At 73.2% G+C, this 19,427-nt stretch carries 20 protein-coding genes and 2 pseudogenes; 12 read left to right on the top strand and 10 right to left on the bottom strand.

The window, feature by feature from the left end:
* Positions 1 to 32 precede the first annotated feature (32 nt).
* Both ACXKR8_RS04930 and ACXKR8_RS04925 read right to left on the bottom strand, forming a co-directional pair.
* Positions 33 to 452, bottom strand: coding sequence for a cell division protein SepF (locus ACXKR8_RS04930; RefSeq protein WP_462100332.1), 420 nt, complete (start codon positions 450 to 452; stop codon positions 33 to 35).
* A 467-nt stretch (positions 453 to 919) separates the two neighbouring features.
* The gene (locus tag ACXKR8_RS04925) at positions 920 to 2,110 is read right to left on the bottom strand and encodes an MFS transporter (protein WP_458271671.1); all 1,191 of its coding nucleotides are present in this window, start codon (positions 2,108 to 2,110) and stop codon (positions 920 to 922) included.
* Between the two features lie 179 nt (positions 2,111 to 2,289).
* Here ACXKR8_RS04925 and ACXKR8_RS04920 point away from each other — a divergent pair, with 179 nt between their 5' ends.
* The 12 genes from ACXKR8_RS04920 (at position 2,290) to ACXKR8_RS04865 (ending at position 14,842) form a co-directional block, all read left to right on the top strand.
* Positions 2,290 to 2,670: a TOBE domain-containing protein gene (locus tag ACXKR8_RS04920; protein WP_462100659.1), complete on the top strand. Its 381-nt coding sequence runs from the start codon at positions 2,290 to 2,292 to the stop codon at positions 2,668 to 2,670.
* A gap of 32 nt (positions 2,671 to 2,702) precedes the next feature.
* The gene (modA, locus tag ACXKR8_RS04915) at positions 2,703 to 3,542 is read left to right on the top strand and encodes a molybdate ABC transporter substrate-binding protein (RefSeq protein WP_458271669.1); all 840 of its coding nucleotides are present in this window, start codon (positions 2,703 to 2,705) and stop codon (positions 3,540 to 3,542) included.
* A gap of 11 nt (positions 3,543 to 3,553) precedes the next feature.
* Positions 3,554 to 4,423 (top strand): ABC transporter permease, encoded by an 870-nt coding sequence (locus ACXKR8_RS04910; protein WP_458271668.1) that lies wholly within the window; start codon positions 3,554 to 3,556, stop codon positions 4,421 to 4,423.
* A complete protein-coding gene (locus tag ACXKR8_RS04905; protein WP_458271667.1) occupies positions 4,420 to 5,559 on the top strand; it encodes an ABC transporter ATP-binding protein in 1,140 nt (379 codons plus the stop codon). Before ACXKR8_RS04910 ends, ACXKR8_RS04905 begins: the two co-directional genes overlap by 4 nt.
* Positions 5,560 to 5,614: 55 nt before the next feature.
* Positions 5,615 to 6,454 (top strand): class I SAM-dependent methyltransferase, encoded by an 840-nt coding sequence (locus ACXKR8_RS04900; protein ID WP_458271666.1) that lies wholly within the window; start codon positions 5,615 to 5,617, stop codon positions 6,452 to 6,454.
* Positions 6,455 to 6,582: 128 nt separating this feature from the next.
* Complete coding sequence (locus tag ACXKR8_RS04895; RefSeq protein WP_458271665.1) at positions 6,583 to 7,443, top strand: trypsin-like serine peptidase; 861 nt, start codon at positions 6,583 to 6,585, stop codon at positions 7,441 to 7,443.
* A gap of 282 nt (positions 7,444 to 7,725) precedes the next feature.
* The gene (locus ACXKR8_RS04890; protein WP_458271664.1) at positions 7,726 to 9,084 is read left to right on the top strand and encodes an NAD(P)/FAD-dependent oxidoreductase; all 1,359 of its coding nucleotides are present in this window, start codon (positions 7,726 to 7,728) and stop codon (positions 9,082 to 9,084) included.
* Between the two features lie 32 nt (positions 9,085 to 9,116).
* The gene (locus ACXKR8_RS04885; RefSeq protein ID WP_458274900.1) at positions 9,117 to 9,893 is read left to right on the top strand and encodes a DUF1365 domain-containing protein; all 777 of its coding nucleotides are present in this window, start codon (positions 9,117 to 9,119) and stop codon (positions 9,891 to 9,893) included.
* Positions 9,890 to 11,236 (top strand): class I SAM-dependent methyltransferase, encoded by a 1,347-nt coding sequence (locus ACXKR8_RS04880; RefSeq protein ID WP_458271663.1) that lies wholly within the window; start codon positions 9,890 to 9,892, stop codon positions 11,234 to 11,236. Before ACXKR8_RS04885 ends, ACXKR8_RS04880 begins: the two co-directional genes overlap by 4 nt.
* Positions 11,233 to 12,603 (top strand): class I SAM-dependent methyltransferase, encoded by a 1,371-nt coding sequence (locus ACXKR8_RS04875; protein WP_458271662.1) that lies wholly within the window; start codon positions 11,233 to 11,235, stop codon positions 12,601 to 12,603. Before ACXKR8_RS04880 ends, ACXKR8_RS04875 begins: the two co-directional genes overlap by 4 nt.
* Complete coding sequence (locus ACXKR8_RS04870; RefSeq protein ID WP_458271661.1) at positions 12,600 to 13,415, top strand: DUF1295 domain-containing protein; 816 nt, start codon at positions 12,600 to 12,602, stop codon at positions 13,413 to 13,415. Before ACXKR8_RS04875 ends, ACXKR8_RS04870 begins: the two co-directional genes overlap by 4 nt.
* A 62-nt stretch (positions 13,416 to 13,477) precedes the next feature.
* On the top strand, positions 13,478 to 14,842 hold the full coding sequence (locus tag ACXKR8_RS04865) for a cryptochrome/photolyase family protein (RefSeq protein ID WP_458271660.1): 1,365 nt from the start codon (positions 13,478 to 13,480) through the stop codon (positions 14,840 to 14,842).
* A 26-nt stretch (positions 14,843 to 14,868) separates the two neighbouring features.
* Here ACXKR8_RS04865 and ACXKR8_RS04860 read toward each other — a convergent pair whose 3' ends face one another.
* From ACXKR8_RS04860 to ACXKR8_RS04825, 8 genes and pseudogenes are all read right to left on the bottom strand, one after another.
* Positions 14,869 to 15,210: a hypothetical protein gene (locus tag ACXKR8_RS04860; protein WP_458271659.1), complete on the bottom strand. Its 342-nt coding sequence runs from the start codon at positions 15,208 to 15,210 to the stop codon at positions 14,869 to 14,871.
* Between the two features lie 109 nt (positions 15,211 to 15,319).
* Positions 15,320 to 15,907, bottom strand: coding sequence for an alpha/beta fold hydrolase (locus ACXKR8_RS04855; protein WP_458271658.1), 588 nt, complete (start codon positions 15,905 to 15,907; stop codon positions 15,320 to 15,322).
* A gap of 51 nt (positions 15,908 to 15,958) precedes the next feature.
* Entirely contained in the window at positions 15,959 to 16,738 is a 780-nt protein-coding gene (locus ACXKR8_RS04850; RefSeq protein ID WP_458271657.1) for an NRDE family protein, read from the bottom strand.
* A gap of 35 nt (positions 16,739 to 16,773) precedes the next feature.
* Positions 16,774 to 17,496 (bottom strand): alpha/beta fold hydrolase, encoded by a 723-nt coding sequence (locus ACXKR8_RS04845; protein ID WP_458271656.1) that lies wholly within the window; start codon positions 17,494 to 17,496, stop codon positions 16,774 to 16,776.
* A 31-nt stretch (positions 17,497 to 17,527) separates the two neighbouring features.
* A complete protein-coding gene (locus tag ACXKR8_RS04840; protein ID WP_462100331.1) occupies positions 17,528 to 17,884 on the bottom strand; it encodes a hypothetical protein in 357 nt (118 codons plus the stop codon).
* A 138-nt stretch (positions 17,885 to 18,022) separates the two neighbouring features.
* Complete coding sequence (locus tag ACXKR8_RS04835) at positions 18,023 to 18,610, bottom strand: DUF4331 family protein (protein WP_462100330.1); 588 nt, start codon at positions 18,608 to 18,610, stop codon at positions 18,023 to 18,025.
* A gap of 67 nt (positions 18,611 to 18,677) precedes the next feature.
* A pseudogene (locus ACXKR8_RS04830) lies at positions 18,678 to 19,334 on the bottom strand (DUF4331 domain-containing protein); the annotation flags it as partial.
* Positions 19,292 to 19,420, bottom strand: a pseudogene (locus tag ACXKR8_RS04825) (DUF4331 family protein); the annotation flags it as partial. The pseudogenes ACXKR8_RS04830 and ACXKR8_RS04825, both read right to left, overlap by 43 nt.
* Between the last annotated feature and the right edge of the window lie 7 nt (positions 19,421 to 19,427).

Below are 19,427 nucleotides of genomic sequence, written 5' to 3'. Positions count from 1 at the left end.
GTTGTCCAGGGCAAACGCCCTGGACCACCAGCCTACGGAGCAGCACTGACAACCGTCAGCTCTGGTTGTAGAACCCCGACCCGTCGTCGGAGCTGTCGATCACGAGGACCTCGACCTCGGGCGGCGCCAGCAGGAACACCCGGCGGGCGATCCGCTCGATTGCTGCCCCGGGTGCCGAAGGTGAGCCCGGAGGCGAAGTCCACCAGCCGCTTGGCGTCGCCGTCCGACATCTCGGTGAGGTCCATGATCACTGGGGTACCGACCCGTACGTGCTCGCCGATGATCCGGGCCGACTCGAATCCCGTCGGGCGCACCGAGGTGATCTGCGGTGCGTGCGGTGCGGGAACGAGCTCGGGGGAGTCCCAGGGCTCTTCGTAGTCGGGTACCGCCACCGGATACGTACCGGAGGGCGCCAGCCATCCGCGGTAGTCGTCACGCAGTGCTGCTCCCATGCCGTGCCTCCCCATCCGTACTGCTGCCCCGTGTTTCGCACGATGGTGTTCGTGCGTGCGTGCTGTTCTTTCGTGCGTTTGTGCGCCTGGTGATTCTGGACTGTCCCACCGTGCTGTCCGAGTATCGCATTGATCACCGACATAGCACCCGTACGGACGCGTCGGCGCGCCGTTTGGTTCAGCCCATCTGACATGCGGTTCGGACAGGGTGTCGAATCGTCAGCCGACATTCGAACAGCTATACGAATAACCGTTCACTGGATCTGCTGAGTTCCCATCAGGCCCGTTTTGACCTGCCGGTTGCGGGCAGTATCGTCCAATCGGCTTCGATCGAAACCCTTTTTCCGCCTGCTTCTGCTTCCCCCTGCACACCATCATTGCCGGTTTTGACAATCTGAAGCCACTGGATTTCATACTTTCCCGAAGCTGTTGCTCGGCTGTAACGAGAACCGGATGAATACGTACCTTCAGCCGACCCGGTCGGAGCTGCTCAGCTGCTCGCTCCGGGTGGGGTTCCTGGCCGGCGCCAGCACCCCCGCGCCGACGATCAGGCCCACGGTCAGCGCGGTGATCACGGCGAAGGAGACCGGCAGCGAGGTCGCCTGGGCGATGGTGCCGACCGTGGCCGGTGCGATCAGGCCCGAGGTGTAGGTGACGGTCGCCACGCCGGCGATGGCCCGGCTGGGGTTCTCGCCGCCGTGCCCGGCCGCGGCGAAGCAGAGCGGGACCACCACGGCGATGCCGATGCCGAGCAGTCCGAATCCGGCGACGGCCGGCCACGGGGAGCGGGCGAACACGATCAGCAGTCCGCCGGTCAGCGCGACCACGCCGCCGAGGCGCACCGTGAGCACCGGTCCGAGCCGGCGCACCACCATGTCCCCGCTCAGCCGGCTGGCCGCCATGGTGGCGGCGAAGGCGGTGTAGCTGACCGCGGCCAGGGCCGCCGAGGCGTGTGCCGGCCCACGTAGATAGACGCCGCTCCAGTCGGCGCTGGCCCCCTCGGCGAACACCGCGCAGAAACCGACCAGGCCGATCGCCAGCGCCGACCTCGGCGGCAGGGTGAACCGCGGCGGGGCCTCCTGCTCCGGCTCGGCGCGGACGTCGATCAGGCCCCGGCAGACGAACAGTCCGATCCCGATCAGCACCACGGCCATGGCGCCGAGGTGGATCCTGGCGTCCCAGCCCAGCCCGGCCGCGAGCACGCCGACGCCGGAGGCCAGCAGCCCGCCCACGCACCACATCCCGTGCAGCCCGGACATGATGGACCGTCCGTACTGCTCCTCCACCTCCACGCCCTGGGCGTTCATGGCGACGTCCGCCATCCCGGCGCAGGCCCCGTAGACGAACAGGCTGAGCGCGAACAGCGGCAGGTCGGGGGCGAGCGCGGGCAGCGCCAGTGAGGCGGACCAGAGGCCGAGCAGCAGCCGGATCGCCGCCTTGTGCCCGAGCGCGTGCACGACGCGTCCGGCCAGCGGCATCGCCAGCATGGAGCCGAGGGCCGGGCCGACCAGGGCCAGGCCCAGGGCGCCGGCGCTGAGATGCAGATGGTCCTTGATCCAGGGGATCCGGGTGGCGAAGGTGCCGGCGGCCGCGCCGTGCACCGCGAACACCACGGCCACGGCACGGCGTGCGCGGCGGGCGGCTGGCTGGTCGATCACTCGGATCCCCCCGGAGTTGAGATGATCAACCTATCGCTGGAGCCGGGCCGCCGTCATGTCCCCCCTGGTGCCTCGCACATGCGCGGCGCTGTATGGCTCTGCCCTGGCCTGTGCGATGCTACGAGTGACGAGGAGATAGCAAATGCGACATGATGATCGTCATGTGAACAGTTTACCGAATCGGAGAGGCCGCAGCGCTGCTCGGCGTCAGCTCCGACACCATGCGCCGCTGGGTCGACGCTGGACGACTCGTCGCCGAACGCGACGAGCACGGCCACCGCATCGTGCCCGGTGCCCAGCTCGCGGCCTTCGCCCGGGAGCTGGCCCGACCCGAGAACGCCGCCGCCGAGGGGATGCCCTCGTCCGCGCGCAATCGATTCCGGGGCATCGTCACCGAGGTCACCCTCGGCGACGTCGCCGCGCAGGTGGAGATCCAGGCGGGCCCGTTCCGGGTCGTCTCACTCATCAGCCGCGAGTCGGCCGTGGAGCTGGGGCTGGAGCCGGGGGTCCCCGCGGTGGCTGTGATCAAGTCGACCAACGTGGTCGTCGAGCTCTCCTGACCACTGTCCACCTTCCTGGGGGTACCCCTGTCATGACCACCTCTCTGCGCCGTTCGCTCGCTGCCGCCGCTACTGCCTCTGCCGCCCTGGTCGCCCTCACCGCCTGTGGCTCCAGCAGTTCCAGTTCGGCCTCCTCCGCCGCCCCGAGCGCCTCGACCGGCGGGGCCTCCGCCTCCGCCTCGGCGAGCGGCGCGGTCACCGGCAAGCTGACGGTCTTCGCCGCGGCCTCGCTGAAGAACACCTTCACCAAGTTCGGCACGGAGTTCGAGGCGGCCCACCCGGGCGTCAAGGTCACCTTCAACTTCGGCGGCAGTGACACCCTGGCCGCGAGCATCGTCTCGGGCGCCCCGGCCGACGTCTTCGCCTCCGCGAGCACCGCGACCATGGACACCGTCACCAAGGCGAACGACAACGCCGCGGCGCCGGTGAACTTCGCGAAGAACAGCCTGGAGATCGCCGTCGTGCCCGGCAACCCCAAGCACATCACCACCCTGGACCAGCTGGCCGCCAAGTCCACCAAGGTGGCCCTCTGCGCCAAGACCGTGCCCTGCGGCGCCGCGGCCGTGAAGGCGCTGGCCGCTGCCAAGATCAACGTCACCCCGGTCACCTACGAGCAGGACGTCACCAGCGCCCTGACCAAGGTGGAGCTGAAGGAGGTCGACGCGGCGCTGGTCTACCGCACCGACGTCCAGGGCGCCAAGGGCAAGGTCGTCGGCGTGGACTTCCCGGCCGCCGCGCAGGCCATCACCAGCTACCCGATCGCCCCGCTCACCCACGGCACCAACAGCGCCGCGGCCCAGGCGTTCACCGCGTTCATCCTGTCCGCCCCGGCCCAGGCAGAGCTGGCCGCCGCGGGCTTCCAGGCTCCGTGACCGGAGGCTCCATGACCGAAGGCTCCGCCCCGGGCTCCGGCCCCGACCTCCTGGCGTCCGCTCCGGCCGCCGGGAGGGCGCGGCGGGGTCGGCGCCGCTCCGGCGCGGTCCCGGCCGCGCTGCTGCTGCCGGCCCTGCTCGGCTTCGCCTTCCTGGTGCTGCCGCTGGTCGGACTGCTGGTCAAGGCGCCCTGGGGCAGCATGACCACGGTCCTCTCGGACGGCACGGTCTGGCCCGCGCTGCGGCTCTCGCTGTTCACCGCGACCGCCGCCACCGCGGTCTCGCTGCTGCTCGGGGTGCCGGTCGCCTGGCTGCTGGCCCGGACCGAGTTCCCCGGGCTGCGGCTGCTGCGCACCCTGGTCACCGTCCCGCTGGTAATGCCGCCGGTGGTCGGCGGCGTCGCGCTGCTGCTGGTCTTCGGCCGCAACGGGCTGGTCGGACGCTGGCTGGACTCCGCCTTCGGGGTCACCCTGCCCTTCACCACGGCGGGCGTGGTGCTCGCCGAGGCCTTCGTCGCCATGCCGTTCCTGGTGCTCAGCGTCGAGGGCGCGCTCAGCGGCGCCGACGCCCGCTACGAGGAGGCCGCCGCCACCCTCGGCGCGTCCCGCTTCACCGCGTTCCGCCGGGTCACCCTGCCGCTGGTCGCCCCCGGCATCGCCGCCGGCAGCGTGCTGGCCTGGGCCCGCGCGCTGGGCGAGTTCGGCGCCACCATCACCTTCGCCGGGAACTTCCCCGGCACCACCCAGACCATGCCGCTCGCGGTGTACCTGGCGCTGCAGGACGACCCGGCCACCGCGATCGCGCTCAGCCTGGTGCTGCTCGCCGTCTCCGTGCTGGTCCTGATCGGCCTGCGCGGACGCTGGACCGGAGGCCCGGCATGACCACCACTCCGGAACACACCGACCCGGTCGGGGACGGCCTGCGGGCCCACCTGGTGGTGGACCGGGCGCCGCGCCCCGGCAGCGGGTCCAAGCAGGGCTTCCGGCTCGACGTCACGCTGACCGCCCGCCCCGGCGAGGTGCTCGCCCTGCTCGGGCCCAACGGCTCGGGCAAGACCACCGCCCTGCGCGCGCTGGCCGGCCTCACCCCGTTGACCGCCGGGCAGCTCACCCTGGACGGCCGCACCCTGGAGCAGCCCGAGGCCCGGCTGCGGATCGCCCCCGAGGAGCGCCCGGTCGGCGTGGTCTTCCAGGACTACCTGCTGTTCCCGCACCTCAGCGCCCTGGACAACGTCGCCTTCGGGCTGCGCACCAAGGGCGCCCGCAAGGCCGCAGCCCGGGCCGAGGCGGCCGGCTGGCTGGAGCGGGTCGGCCTCGCCGACCACGCCACCGCCCGCCCCCGTGCCCTCTCCGGCGGCCAGCAGCAGCGGGTCGCCCTGGCCAGGGCGCTGGCCCCGCGCCCGCGACTGCTGCTGCTGGACGAGCCGATGGCCGCCTTGGACGCCCGTACCCGGCTGGACGTCCGGGCCCAGCTGCGGCGCCACCTCGCCGACTTCGAGGCGGTGGCGGTCCTGGTCACCCACGACCCGCTGGACGCGATGGTGCTCGCCGACCGGCTGACCGTGATCGAGGACGGACGGGTGGTCCAGCACGGCCCGCCCGCCGAGATCGCCCGGCATCCGCGCAGCGACTACATCGCCCGGCTGGTCGGCCTCAACCTGTTCCGCGGGGTGGCGGACGGCCACGAGGTGACCGTCGACAGCCCGGACGCGGCGGCTTCGGCGGAGGGGATCCGGATCACCACGGCCGACCCGCTGACCGGGCCGGTCTTCGTCGCCTTCCCGCCGTCCGCCGTCACGGTCCACCGCAGCCGCCCCGACACCAGCGCCCGCAATGTCTGGCAGGCCAGCGTGGACGGGATGGAGCTGCACGGCGACCAGGTCCGGCTGGACCTGGCCGGCCCGCTGCGGCTCACCGCCGACCTCACCCAGGGCGCCGTCGCCGAGCTGGGCCTGGTCGAGGGCAGCACGGTCTGGGCGGCGGTGAAGGCCACCCAGACGCACGCCTATCCCGGGTGACCGGCGCCGACATCCCGCAGGATGGAGGGAAGGACCCCCGGAGGAGCAAAAGCCCATGGCGGACGACAGCAGGGCCAGCGCGCTGAAGGGCGTCCCCGAGACCATGCTGTGGACGCTGCACCACCGCGCCGCCGAGGCCCGCCGCCCGGACACGGTGCTGGCCGACCCGCTCGCGGTGGAACTGGTCGAGGCCGTGGACTTCCCCTTCGTGGAGCGCTTCGGCCATCCCCGGGCGGTCCTGGCCCAGGCCATCGCCCTGCGCGCGGCCTGCTTCGACGCGGTGGTGCGGGAGTTCCTCGCAGTCCATCCGGCGGGCACGGTGGTGTCGCTGGGCGAGGGCCTGGAGACCGCGTTCTGGCGGGTCGACAACGGCTCGGTGCGCTGGCTCACCGTCGACCTCCCGGAGCCGCTCGCGCTGCGCCGGGCGCTGCTGCCGCAGGGCCCCCGGCAGCGCACCCTCGCCGCCGACGCCCGCGATCCCGCCTGGACCGCCGAGGTGGACCGCAGACACGGGGTGCTGGTGCTGGCGCAGGGCCTGCTGATGTATCTGCGGCCGCCCGAGGTCCGCGACCTGATCGCCGGCTGCGCCGAGGCCTTTCCCGGCGGCGCCCTGGTGTTCGACGCGATGCCGCGGCTGCGGACGGGCCCGCCGCGCCGGGCCCGTCCCCGGCGAGTGAACGGGGCCTACCGGCTGCCGCCGATGCCCTGGCGGATGGACGTCGCCGACCGCCCCCGGCTGGCCACGGCGCACCCCGCCGTGGTCGAGATCAGGGACGTCCCGCTGCCGCCCGGACGGGGCCCGCTCTGGGGGCTGCTCGCCCAGCAGCGGGACCGGATCCCGGTGGCGCGGAACAAGCGCCCCTCGGTCACCCTGCTGCGCTTCGCCGACCGCTGACGACCCGTCGGGTCCCGGCCCCGGCCCCGGCCCGATCTCACCCGTACGGTCCGCCGCGGGCGCGGCCCGGCCCCGGGCCGGGGAGGATCCTGGTGAACGGTCGGGCGAGCAAGGTGAGGCGGACGGCGATGCGGCGTGGCAACCGGGGCGCGGCGGCGGTGCTCGGCTTGGCCGTGCTGGCGGCGGCGACCGCCTGCGGCAGCTCCACGGACACCAGAGCCGCCGTCTCCGGCCACGCCATTGCGCATCGGATCGACTCCCACCCCAGCGGCTGGACCAAGGAGCGGTTCAAGGCCGCCCTGGCCCAGCACGGCGGCACCTCGCGCCCGGCCAAGGCCACCGCGAGCAACGCCCGGGTCGGCGCGCTGTTCGACCAGGACGTCAACGGCAACCACTTCTGCACCGCCAGCGTGGTCCACAGCGCCGGGAAGAGCATGCTGGTCACCGCCGCGCACTGCGTCCACGCGGGCAAGGGCGGCAGCTACCGGGCGGACATGGTGTTCGTCCCCGACTACCGCGACGGCACCGCGCCCGAGGGGCAGTGGCCGGTCACCGGCGTCGTCGTCGACCAGCGCTGGATCGACTCCAGCGATCCCGACCTGGACGTGGCCTTCGTGACCCTGGGCCAGGTCGGCGGCAAGGACATCGAGGACGTCCTCGGCGGCAACACCCTGGGGATCGACCAGGGGTTCGGCAAGGTGGTCCAGATCACCGGCTACCCCTCCACCGCCAGCGCCCCGATCTCCTGCGTCAACAAGACCACCCAGCAGAGCACCTACCAGATGCGGATCGCCTGCACCGGCTACCCCGGCGGCACCAGCGGCAGCCCCTGGCTCAGCGGCTTCGACCGGACCACCCGCACCGGCACGGTCATCGGCGTCATCGGCGGCTACCAGCAGGGCGGCGACACCGAGGACGTCTCCTACAGCGTCTACTTCGACGCCGACGTGCAGAGCCTCTACGACCAGGCCGCCACCAAATCAAGCTGAGACTGACCGGCACATGGGGGGCGGCGTCGGGTGCCGATGGCTCTCGCCTGACCGGGTTGTCGTCGGTCGCCAGTGCTCCGCAATGGCTCCCTCCTCCGCCCCGCCCAGACTCGGCCCTCGACCCCCTCCTTCCCCCACCCCCCATGTGCCGGTCAGTCTGAGATCCACTCGCACCCGATCGGACCAATCCGCGAGCTCTCGGGCCTCGAATGCCCCATGTCCGGGGGACGAGACGCGGGTGGTGCAGAGGCCGCCCGCCGGGAGCGCAGGGGTGTGGCGGGAATGACCGAGAACGTCGAACTGGTGGTGCCGGGGCAGCAGGGCGGGCCCGGTAACGGCCGCCGCCGGGCCCGTCCCGGGACGGCCGCGACCGTGGCCGTGGTCGGCAGCGGCGTCGCCGGGCTGACCGCCGCGTACGAGCTCACCAAGTCAGGGGCGCGGGTCACCCTCTACGAGGCCGACCCGCGGCTCGGCGGCCACGCCCACACCCAGGACGTCCGCACCGCTGCCGGCGGCGAGCTGGCCCTGGACACCGCCTTCCTGGTGCACAACGAGCGCACCTACCCGCATCTGCTGCGGCTCTTCGCGGAACTGGGGATCGAGACCCAGGACTCCGAGATGAGCATGTCCGTGAGCTGTGCCAGCTGCGGCCTGGAATACGCGGGGGCCCGCGGCCTGTCCGGCCTCGCCGCCCAGTACGGCGCCCTGGTCCGGCCACGCTACCTGCGGATGCTGGCCGAGGTGCCCAGGTTCCACCGCGCCGCCCGCGCCCTGCTGGCCTCCGCCGACCCCCTGGCCGACGAGCTGACCCTGCGCGAGTTCCTGGCCCGGGGGAAGTTCTCCGGCTACTTCGTCGCCCACTTCATGACCCCGGTGGTGTCCGCGGTCTGGTCCTGCGCCCCGGACCTGGCCCAGGAGTACCCGGCCCGGTACCTGTTCGCCTTCCTGGCCAACCACGGCATGCTCTCGGTCACCGGCTCGCCGACCTGGCGCACCGTCACCGGCGGCTCGCGCACCTATGTGGAGCGCATCGCCGCCCGGCTGACGGCGGTCCACACCGAGGCCCCGGTCCGCGCGGTCACCCGGCACGCCGACGGCGTCACCGTCACCGCGGCGGACCGGGCCCCGGCCGAGTTCGACGCCGTGGTGCTGGCCACCCACCCGGACCAGACGCTGCGGCTGCTCGCCGACCCGACCGAGGCCGAGCGCGAGGCGCTCGGCGCGTTCAGCTACTCCTTCAACCCCAGCGTGCTGCACCGCGACCCCTCGGTGCTCCCGCGCGCCCCCCGGGCCCGGGCCTCCTGGAACTACCAGATGGCCTCCTGCGTGGACCGCTCCGACCAGGTCAGGGTGAGCTACCACCTGAACCGGCTGCTGCGGCTGGACACCCCCGAGGACTACCTGGTCACCCTGAACGAGGACCCGGCCAACCCGATCCCGGACGAGCACGTGGTCTCCCGCACCGTCTACCAGCACCCGCTCTACACCAGTGCCTCCCGCGCCGCCCAGCTGCAGCTGCCGGGCCTGAACACCGGACGCACCGCCTTCGCCGGCGCCTACCACGGCTGGGGCTTCCACGAGGACGGCTGCCGCTCCGGGGTCCAGGCCGCCGGCTCCCTCGCCGCGCTGGTCAGAGCATGACGCCGCCCACCGCCGCGACCGGGGCGGCCGGGATGACCGCCACCGCTCCTGCCGTGCGGGAGGAGCTGCCCGGCCCCTGGGGCGCGTCCCTCTACGACTGCCGGATCGCCCATGTCCGGACCAGCCCCAAGCGGCACGCCTTCACCCACCGCACCTACCTCTGGCTGGTCGACCTGGACCGGCTGCCGCGGCTGCCGGCCCTGCTCCGGCCGCTGGCCCGGTTCCGGGCCGCCGACCACCTCGGCGACCCCGCCCGCAGCCTGCGCGACAACCTGGACCGCTACCTCGCCGCCCAGGGCGTCGACCTGGCCGGCGGCCAGGTGCTGATGCTGGCCCACGCCCGCTCGCTCGGCCATGTGTTCAACCCGCTGACGCTGTACTGGTGCCACGACCGGGACGGGACGCCGGTGTGCACCGTCGCCGAGGTCTGCAACACCTACGGCGAACGGCACTGCTACCTGCTCCGGCCCGGTCCCGACGGCCGCGCGGACACCGCCAAGGACTTCTACGTCTCGCCGTTCTTCCCGGTCGACGGCCGCTACCGGATGGCCGTCCCGCCACCGGACCGGCGGTTGCGGCTGACCATGCACCTGGAGCGCGCGGGCGGACGCCCGTTCACCGCGACGGTGCAGGGCATACGCCGGACGGCAGGCCCCGGCGGACTGCTGCGGGCCGCCCTGCACCACCCGTTGTCGACGCTCGCGGTGAGTGTCCACATCAGGATCCAGGGTATTCGGCTCTATCTGCGCGGCCTGCCGGTCCAGCCGCGCCCGGTCCACCCCCACCAGGAAGGAGTCTCCGCACCATGACCCAGCCGAGCACTCGCCCGTCCACGCGGAACTCGACGCGAGCCGTGGACGGCTCCCCGCAGCACCGCGCCGACGCCCAGCACCGCGCCGACCCGCAGCGCTGGCCGGACGTGGCCACCGTGCCGACCTCCGCCGCCCGCGCGGCCGTGGCCAGGGCCCTGCTGCGCAGTGTCGCCCGGCGGCTCGGGCTGCGGGTGGAGCTCCCCGGCGGCGCGCTGCTCAACCGCACGCCGCCGCCCGAGGGCGCCCCGGTGCTGCGTCTCGCGGCGCCCGACGCCTTCTTCCACCGGGTCGGCAGCGGCGGCCTGATCGGCTTCGGCGAGTCCTACCAGGCGGGGGAGTGGGACTCACCCGACCTGATCGAGCTGCTCACCGCCCTCGCCCGTTCGCCGCAGACCCTGGTCCCGCCGCGGCTGCAGTGGCTCCGCCGCTGGTTCACCTCGCGGCAGCCGCTGGAGCAGCTGGGCACGCCGGAGAACGCGCGCCGCAACATCCAGTCCCACTACGACCTCTCCAACGACCTCTTCGCGCTGTTCCTCGACCCGACCATGACCTACTCCTCCGCGGTCTTCCCCAGCGACAGCCACGGCGTGCCGCTGGCCTCCTGGGACCTGCTGGAGCGGGCCCAGCACCGGAAGATCGACCGGCTGCTGGACCTCGCCGGGGTCCGCCGCGGCACCCGGGTGCTGGAGATCGGCACCGGCTGGGGCGAGTTGGCGCTGCGCGCTGCCGCGCGCGGGGCCACCGTGGTCACCCTCACCCTGTCCGAGGAGCAGAAGCAGCTCGCCGAGCAGCGGATCGCCGAAGCCGGCTACGCGGACCTGGTCGAGGTGCGGCTGTGCGACTACCGCTCGGCCACCGGCAGCTACGACGCGGTGCTCAGCGTGGAGATGGTCGAGGCGGTGGGCCGCTCCTACTGGCCCACCTACTTCGCCACCCTGGACCGGGTGCTCGCCCCCGGCGGCCGGGTCGCGCTGCAGGCCATCACCATGCCGCACGACCGGATGCTCGCCAGCGAGCACACCTTCACCTGGATCCAGAAGTACATCTTCCCCGGCGGGCTGCTGCCCTCGGTCGAGGCGGTGGAGCAGACCCTCGCCGCCCACACCGGGCTGCGGCTGACCGAGCGTCAGGGGTACGGCATCCACTACGCGGAGACCCTGCGACTCTGGCGTGAGCGCTTCACCGACCGCGCCGCCGCCGTGGACGCGCTCGGCTTCGACGGCGTCTTCCGCCGGATGTGGACGCTCTACCTGGGCTACTCCGAGGCCGGCTTCCGCAGCGGCTACCTCGACGTCCAGCAACTGCTGCTCACCAGGCCCGGAGAGGACCACCAGCGATGACCACCACCGCACCCCAGCGCAGCGCGCCCGGACGGAAGACCCCTGGCGGCGGAGCTGCCACCGCCGCCAGCCGGCTCGCCGCCCTGCTGCGGCCCTTCCTCGGCGACCCGCTGCCGCTGCGGATCCGCGCCTGGGACGGCAGCGAGAGCGGCCCGGACGACGCCCCCACCGTGGTCGTCCGCTCCCGCAAGGCGCTGCGCCGGCTGCTCTGGTACCCGGGCGAACTCGGCCTGGCCGAGGCCTACATCGCCGGCGAGATCGACATCGAGGGCGATCTCGGCGAGGGCCTGGGCCGGGTCTGGCGGACCGTCAGGGAACGCGGCGCCGCACCCGCCGTTACCCTCGGCGACCGGGCCAGGGCCGCCGCGCTGGCCGCCCGGCTGGGCACCCTCGGCCCGCGTCCGGCGCCCCCGGCCGGACGCGCCGCCCTCACCGGCGCCCTGCACAGCAAGGACCGCGACCGGGCCGCGATCCACCACCACTACGACCTCTCCAACGAGTTCTACGGCCTGCTGCTGGACCCGTCGATGGCGTACTCCTGCGCGTACTGGACCTCGGACCGGCCCGACTACACCCTGGCCGACGCCCAGCGCGACAAGCTCGATCTGATCTGCCGCAAGCTCGGGCTCACCCCCGGCGCCCGGCTGCTGGACATCGGCTGCGGCTGGGGCTCGCTGACCCTGCACGCCGCCCGGCACTACGGCGCCAAGGTCACCGCGGTCACCCTGTCCGCCCAGCAGCACGCCCATGTGACGGCCCGCGCCGCCGAATTGGGCCTGGACGGGCAGGTGGACGTACTGCTGCGGGACTACCGCGACGTCACCGAGAGCGGCTTCGACGCGGTCAGCACCATCGAGATGGGCGAGCACGTCGGCGAGGCCGAGTACCCGGCCTTCACCAAGGTGCTGCACGACCGGCTGCGCCCGGAGGGACGGCTGCTGGTCCAGCAGATGTCCCGGCGCCGGACCGCCCCCGGCGGGGGAGCGTTCATCGAGACCTACATCGCCCCCGACATGCACATGCGCCCGGTCGGCGAGACCGCGGCGCTGATCGAGGACGCCGGTCTGGAGGTGCGCCAGGTCGAGGCCATGCGCGAGCACTACGTTCTTACCTGCGCCGCCTGGCGGGACACCCTGGAGCAGCGCTGGGACGAGTTCTCCGCGCTGGTCGGCGAGGAGACCGCGCGGGTCTGGCGGCTCTACCTGGTCGGCGGCGCGCTGGCGTTCGAGGAGCGGCGGATGGGTGTGGACCAGATCCTCGCCGTCCGCCCCACCCGGGACGGCCTCAGCGGCGCCCCGGCCACACCGGTGGCCTGGTACGCGCCGATCGCCGCCGACACCGGCGCCGACGCCGGGCCCGCGGAATGAGCGGTATCGACGGCTCCGCGCTGCTGGTCGCCCTGGCGGCCGGCCTCGGCGCGGCCGTGCTGGTGCTGCTGGTGACCTTCGCCATCGGGGTCAGGCTCGGGCTGCACCGGGTCGTGGACGTCGCCTGGGGCCTGGCCTTCTGCGCCGTCGCGGTCACCGGCTACGTCCTCTCCTCCGGACACGGCGACCCGGGCCGCCGGCTGCTGGTGCTGCTGCTCGTGCTGGTCTGGGGGCTGCGGCTGGCGGCGCACATCTGGTGGCGCGGCCGGGGCCACCCGGAGGATCCGCGCTACCAGAAACTGCTGTCCAAAGTGCCTCCCGAGCGCCGCAACGGCTACGCGTTGCGGATCGTCTACGGGTTGCAGGCGGGGCTGGTCTGGCTGGTGTCGCTGCCGGTCCAGGTCGCCCTGTTCGTCCCGCATCCGCCCGGTGTCCTGGCCTGGACGGGTGCGGGGCTCTGGGCGGTCGGGCTGTTCTTCGAGGCGGTCGGCGACCGCCAGCTCACCCGCTTCCGCGCCGACCCGGCCAACCGCGGCCACGTCCTCGACACCGGGCTGTGGCGCTACACCCGGCACCCCAACTACTTCGGCGACGCCTGTGTCTGGGTGGGCCTGTTCCTCCAGGTCGCCGACACCCCGATCGGCTGGGCGACCGTGGTGTCCCCGCTGGTCATGTGCTATTTGCTGATCAACGGCAGCGGGAAGCCGATGCTCGAGAAGCAGCTCAGTTCCAGCAAGCCGGGCTATGCCCAATACGTCGCCAGGACCAGCGGCTTCTTCCCGCTGCCGCCGCGCGGCAGCCACCGCGTCTGACCGATCCGCCCTGGGCCCTGCGGGCCGCCGTTGATGAGCCGCCGTTGATGAAAGGACCAGCAGTGCCCGAAGGCATCGCCATCGCCCTGCTCACCTGCGACCTGCGGGTGCACGACAACCCCGTGCTGCACGCCGCCGCCGCGCACCCGGGGACGGTGCCGGCGTTCGTCCTGGACGACGCCATCCACGGGCGCGGGCTGGCCCCGCCCAACCGCTCGGCGTTCCTCGCCGAGTCGCTGGCCGACCTGGACGCCTCACTGCGCGCCCTCGGCAGCCGGCTGGTGGTGCTGCGCGGCGACACCGCCACCGAGATGGCACGGCTCGCGTACCGCAGCGGGGCCGGCACGGTCCATGTCGCCGCCGCCGGCAGCGCCTTCGGCCAGCGCCGCGAGGCCCGGCTGCGGGAGGCCCTCGGCGACCGGCTGACCGTGCACGACACGGTGGCCACCACGGTCGCCCCCGGCGAGGTGCTGCCGGCCGGCAAGGACCACTACGCCGTCTTCGGCGCCTACTTCCGCCAGTGGTCCCTGGTCCCGCGACGCGAGCCGCTGCCCGCCCCGGTGCGGCTGAACACCGCGAAGGTCGGCGGCCTCGACCTGGACGAGGTCCGCAAGCAGCTGACCGCGGGCGGCGGCGCCGCGCCGGGCCTCGCCCCCGGCGGCGAGACCGAGGGCCGACGCCGGCTCTGGAGCTGGGTGGAGACCGGACTCGACAGCTACCCCGACATCCAGGACGACCTGGCCGGGGACCAGACCTCCAAGCTCTCGCCCTACCTGCACTTCGGCTGCGTCTCGGCGACCGAGCTCGCCCACCTCGCGACCACGGCGCACTCGCCCGGATCCGAGCCCTTTCTGAGGCAGCTCGCCTGGCGCGACTTCCACCACCAGCTGCTGGCCGCCCGCCCCGACGCCGCCGTCCACGACTACCGCACCCGCGGCGACCACTGGCGCCACGACGAGGCGGAACTGGAGGCCTGGCGCCGGGGCCGCACCGGCTACCCGATCGTCGACGCGGGCATGCGCCAACTGCTGCACCAGGGCTGGATGCACAACCGGGCCCGGATGTTCACCGCCAGCTTCCTCACGAAGACCCTCTACCAGGACTGGCGGGTCGGCGCCGCCCACTTCAACCAGCACCTGCTGGACGCGGACGTGGCCAACAACCAGCTCAACTGGCAGTGGGTGGCCGGCACCGGCACCGACACCCGCCCCAACCGGGTCCTCAACCCGCTGCGCCAGGCCCAGCGCTTCGACCCGGACGGCGCGTACGTCCGCCGCTGGGTGCCCGAACTGGCCACGGTCGAAGGCTCCGCCGTCCACCGCCCCTGGCTCCTCCCGGAGGCCGTCCGCGCCGAACTCGACTACCCGGAACCGATCGTCGACCTCAACGACGGCCTGGCCCGCTTCCGCCTCGCCCGCGAACTCTGACGAACGGCGAGGGCGCCGACGCACCGTCAGGCGCTGGGTTTTCCCTCGGTGCCCCGGTGTTCGACGTTCACCGGGTCGGGGTCGGGGTCCGTTTCCTCGTCGGGGTCTCGTTCGGCGTGGAGGGCGTCCAGAGGGGGCAGTGGGTTCCGGGGCTCCCGGTCCCCGTCGTCGCCACCGCGACCCCGCTCCTCGAAGTCGACCACGACCGATCCCCGTCGGCGCATGGCCGTGCCGGGTACGGGGTGTTGGGCGGTGACGATCCAGACGCCGGGCCAGGTCAAGGCGCCCAGCGGTGGCCCGTCCGGGTCCGCCGAGGCGATCACCAGGCCCGCATCCCAGGCGACGTCCCGCGCGACGGAAACAGCCAACCCCACGAGGTCGGGGACCTCGACTCTCTCGGCACTGCTCGGACCGACCCACATCATCAGACCCCTCCCCGTCCCAGCATCCCCCACGGACGGAAAAGACGAAAGGACGTCAGCCCGGACCTGTCCCGGAGAGGAAGGCGCGCAGCAGGGTGAACGCTTCTTGTGGTGCCTGTCGGAAGACTCCGTGGCCCACGCCGGGCAGGATCTCCAACTGGACGGCGGCGCCGGTCAGGGCTGCGGCCAGGCGGCGGGCGCCGGCGGCGGGGGAGACCGGATCGTCCTCGCCGGCCAGGATCAGCGTCGGCGAGACCACGGACGCTGCTTGGGCTTCGGTGATCTCTGCCGGGCCGCATCCGGCCGCGCGGAAGTGCGTCTGCACCTCCTCGTTGATCAGGGCCCGGGCGCGGCGCGCGGCCATGCCGCCGTCCTTGGCCCCGGCATAGAGCGGCAGCCCGTGCTCCGCCCAGGCCTCGGCCGCGGCCGGGCTGGTGTCCCCGCCCAGAAAGCGGGCGGCGGCCTCGCGGGCCACCGGCCCACCCCGGCGCTCGAACTCCGGCTTGAACAGGCTGTGGTCCGCACCCGGGCCGCCGTGCAGCAGCACCAGGGTCGGCTGCGGCACCATCGCCTCGCCCCGGGCCACCAGGCCGCAACCGTCCACGTCGAAGTAGAGGTTCACCTCATCAACAGCTATGCGCATCCCGGCAGTATGGCTCCGGGAGGAACATTCGGGGGCCCAACCGCAGGTCTTCTACAGGATGTTCGCCCATGGGCCGGACGTCACCGGCGTGCCGTGGAAGTCGTAGCGGAGCGTGTCGCGGCCCAGGGCGACCATGGTCATGGACGTGGTGCCCGCCGCGCGGCCGTCGACGTCCTGGCGGAGCAGGAGTGCGCGCGGGTCGCTCGGGTCGAGCCCGTCACCCTCGACCAGCGGGAGCCAGTCGCCCCAGGCGGCCGCGGTGGTCCCGGCTCCCGGGGTGGGACGCTGGGCCGCGGCGAGGCGGGGCTGGAAGTGGGCGATCCTGGCGTTGATCTCCTCCATGCCGGGCCCCTGCCGCAGCTCCGGGCCCGCCAGCCCGAGGTTGGTGACGATGTGCAGGCCAGGACCCAGGGCCCGGTCCGTGAGCGTCTCCCCGTCCCAACCGACCATGCGCACCTCGTCGAGCGTGGCGCAGACGAGGTAGAAGGGCTCGTAGCGCGCGGTGTCGAGGGCGCCGAGCCGGCCGTCCGCGGCGAAGCGGAGCGGGAGGTCGCCGCGGGACAGCCGGACGTCGTCCGGGACCGTCGGCCCGTGGTCGGTCCGACGACCCGTCGGCGTGCTGTTGAGCACCGCCGCGGCCCGTGGTTCGCCCGGATCGACCGCCAGCCAGGTGCCGCCGGCCAGCAGGTCCTGGCCGCCGACGACGTTCGGCCGGTCGGGCCAGTGCCGCCCCGGCGGCAGCCAGCTCCGGTCGTGGAACTCGTCGCGGATCCCCACCAGCAGCACGGGGCACGAGGCGGCCGGGTCGACGCTGATCACGGCAGTGCACATGGCCCGATTACAGCATCAGCGGGGTCCACAGTCGATCACCGGGGCGGCAGTTCCAGGTCCAGGCCGTGCGGGTCGTCGCCGGTGCGGGCCAGCGCGGCGGCGACCGGGGCCGGGAACGGGCGCAGCCCGAGCATCGCGGTGGCCAGGCCGGTGGCGGCGGCGTGCCAGTCGCGGGTGCGGCCCAGCATCGCGTGGTTGCTGCCGCGGACCGCGAAGCCGCAGACCTGCGCGCCCACCCGGCGGGCGTTGGCGGCCAGGGCACGGGTGCCGGCCGGGCTGGTCACCCGGTCGGAGACGTCATGGAGGGTCACCAGCTGCTTGCCGGCCAGCTGGGCGTACGGCTCGCCCGGTTCGCACCAGGGGGCCAGCGCCACCACGCCGGTGACCTCGGCCGCGCCCGCGACCCGCAGCGCGGCCCGGCCGCCCATCGAGTGGCCCACCAGCACCACCGGGACCGGCCCGTACGCCTGCTTGACCTGGGCGATCGCCGCTGCGGCGTCCACCGCCGCGTCCGCGCGGTCGCCGTTCCAGCCGCGGACCCGGTAGGCGACCTCGCCGACGGCGATCCCCTCGCCGCGGGTGGCTCCGACCAGGGCCGAGACGAACGGGCGCATCCGCAGCCGGGCCAGGCTCCAGCGCGGCAGCCGCCCCTGCCCCTGCGACCGGCCCCCGTGCAGCACCAGCACCGCGGCCCGCGGCTGCTCCGGCGTCCCGCGCCAGTGGATCGCCGCCCGGTCGGCGACCTGCGTGTCCAGCATGCGTTGTTCCCTCCCCAAAGTCGGCCAGGCGCTAGGCCCAGCGGTGCTCGGCCACGCCGCCCGCCGGGACCTGCACGGTCGCGTCCGGGGTGGTGGCGTCGCGCCACACCGTGTACTGGCCGGCCGGCAGCGGCGAGATCACCGCGCAGTACACCGTACGTCCTGCCAGGTGCCGGGGGCGGACGGCGGCGTGGGTGCGGCGGACCGTGCCGTCGTCGACCGCGCCGACGAGGCTGACCTCGATCTCCAGGCCGTCCTGCTCCGGGCCGGTGTGCAGGATCAGCGCGCCGAGGTCGCCGCCGATCTCCAGCACCACGCTGCCCTCGCGGGAGGGGCGCGGGCAGCGGCGCTTCCTGGTGGGCGTGCGGCTCGTCGTGGGGGTGCTCATGGTGGGGGTGCGGGTGGGGGTGCGGGTGCGGGTGGGCGTGTGTCTGGGACATGGGTGGACCTCCGGGTTTCTTTCCGCAGGGGGGACGGGACCGCGCGGCCCGGCCGATCGAACGGCCGGACCGCGCGACCGCTGGGGTCAGGACGGGTTGTGGTAGCCGTCGTAGGGCACGCCCAGGTACGGGAAGTGGTCCAGGTAGGGGTTCTTGACGTCGGCGGGGGTGAGCCCGTCGGTGATCGCCCCGGAGGCGGCGTCGGCGGTGAAGGTGCTGTCGACCAGGCCGTAGGTGGCCCCGGCCAGCGCCCGCAGCTCCACCGTCACCACGTCGTCGTACACCCGGCGCCCGTTCGGGAAGCCGGCCGGGTCGCCGCCGACCAGGCCCAGGATGTTGGGGCTGGTGGCCGGCGGTACGGCCACGTTCAGGCGCAGCATGTCCGCCTGGACCGAGCCGGTGTGGTTCTGGAAGCCGGGCACGATTCCCGCCGGGAGGCCGGTGAGCAGGATCGCCACCAGGTCGGCGCGGGCCTTGCCGGACTTGTTGAGCGCGTCCAGCTTGGGGAAGACGCCCGGGTAGAGCACCGGCAGCAGGTTCGCCAGCTCAGGCTTGGAGACGTACTTGGCGAACTGCTTGTCGTCCGCCGGGGTGAGCGAGTTCCACAGGTCCTTCTTGGCCATCGGCACCAGGACCTCGTTGAACAGCGGGTTGCCCAGTCGGGAGACCTGCACGTACGGGCCGGACTCGTGGTCGTTGCCCGGTGCGCGGCGCGATGACGCGGGCCTGGCGGCGGCTGGCGGTGGTCCACACGCCGATGGTGGCCGCGGCGTTGTTGACGTCGGTGCCGTGCCAGCCGCGGTGGGTCAGCTCGGTGATCGGCACCTGGATGGCCAGGCTGTGCACGTTCAACTCGTTGGTGGAGTTGACCCCGGGGGCGTTCTGGGTGAACGCGCTCATGCCGAACTGGTTGTGCAGCTCCTGGAACGGGCGCAGGTTGCCCAGGTCGAAGATCGACCCCAGGTCGACGTAGAAGCCCTCGGCGCGCTGGCCCGCGAAGACCTTGCGGCCCTTGCCGACCGTGTGCACCGCGGCGACCGCGAGCGCGTCGTAGTCGGGGGTGGACAGCGGCCCGATGTTGCAGGGCGGGCTGGCCAGGTTCTTCCCCAGGACGGTGCTGCGGCCACCGGCCTCCACCCGGGTCAGGGTGTAGGTCTGGTGCCGGTTCCAGCTGGTGGAGTCCAGCGAGGTGATCGGCCCGGTGTTGTAGAGGAAGGTGTCCGGGTTCCGCACGTGAGTGGTGAAGTCGAACTGGTAGGTGACATCGGGGCGGCCGTCGCCGTTGTTGTCGATGTGGATCTCGTAGCGCACGTCGTCGCCGAACTCGAAGAAGTTCGGTCTCCGGACGCCGCACCCTGGAGCGGGATGTAGTTGGCGATCAGGGTGACGGTGTCGCAGGCGTCGGGGCTGACGAAGGCGTAGACGTCGGTGCTGTCCGCCACCGGGTCCTTGGAGATCTCGGGGGCTTCGCGGTGGGACGACATGAAGGGT

The sequence above is a fragment of the Streptacidiphilus sp. PAMC 29251 genome (assembly GCF_054208735.2).
This window is presented reverse-complemented; position numbering and strand designations above follow the sequence as displayed.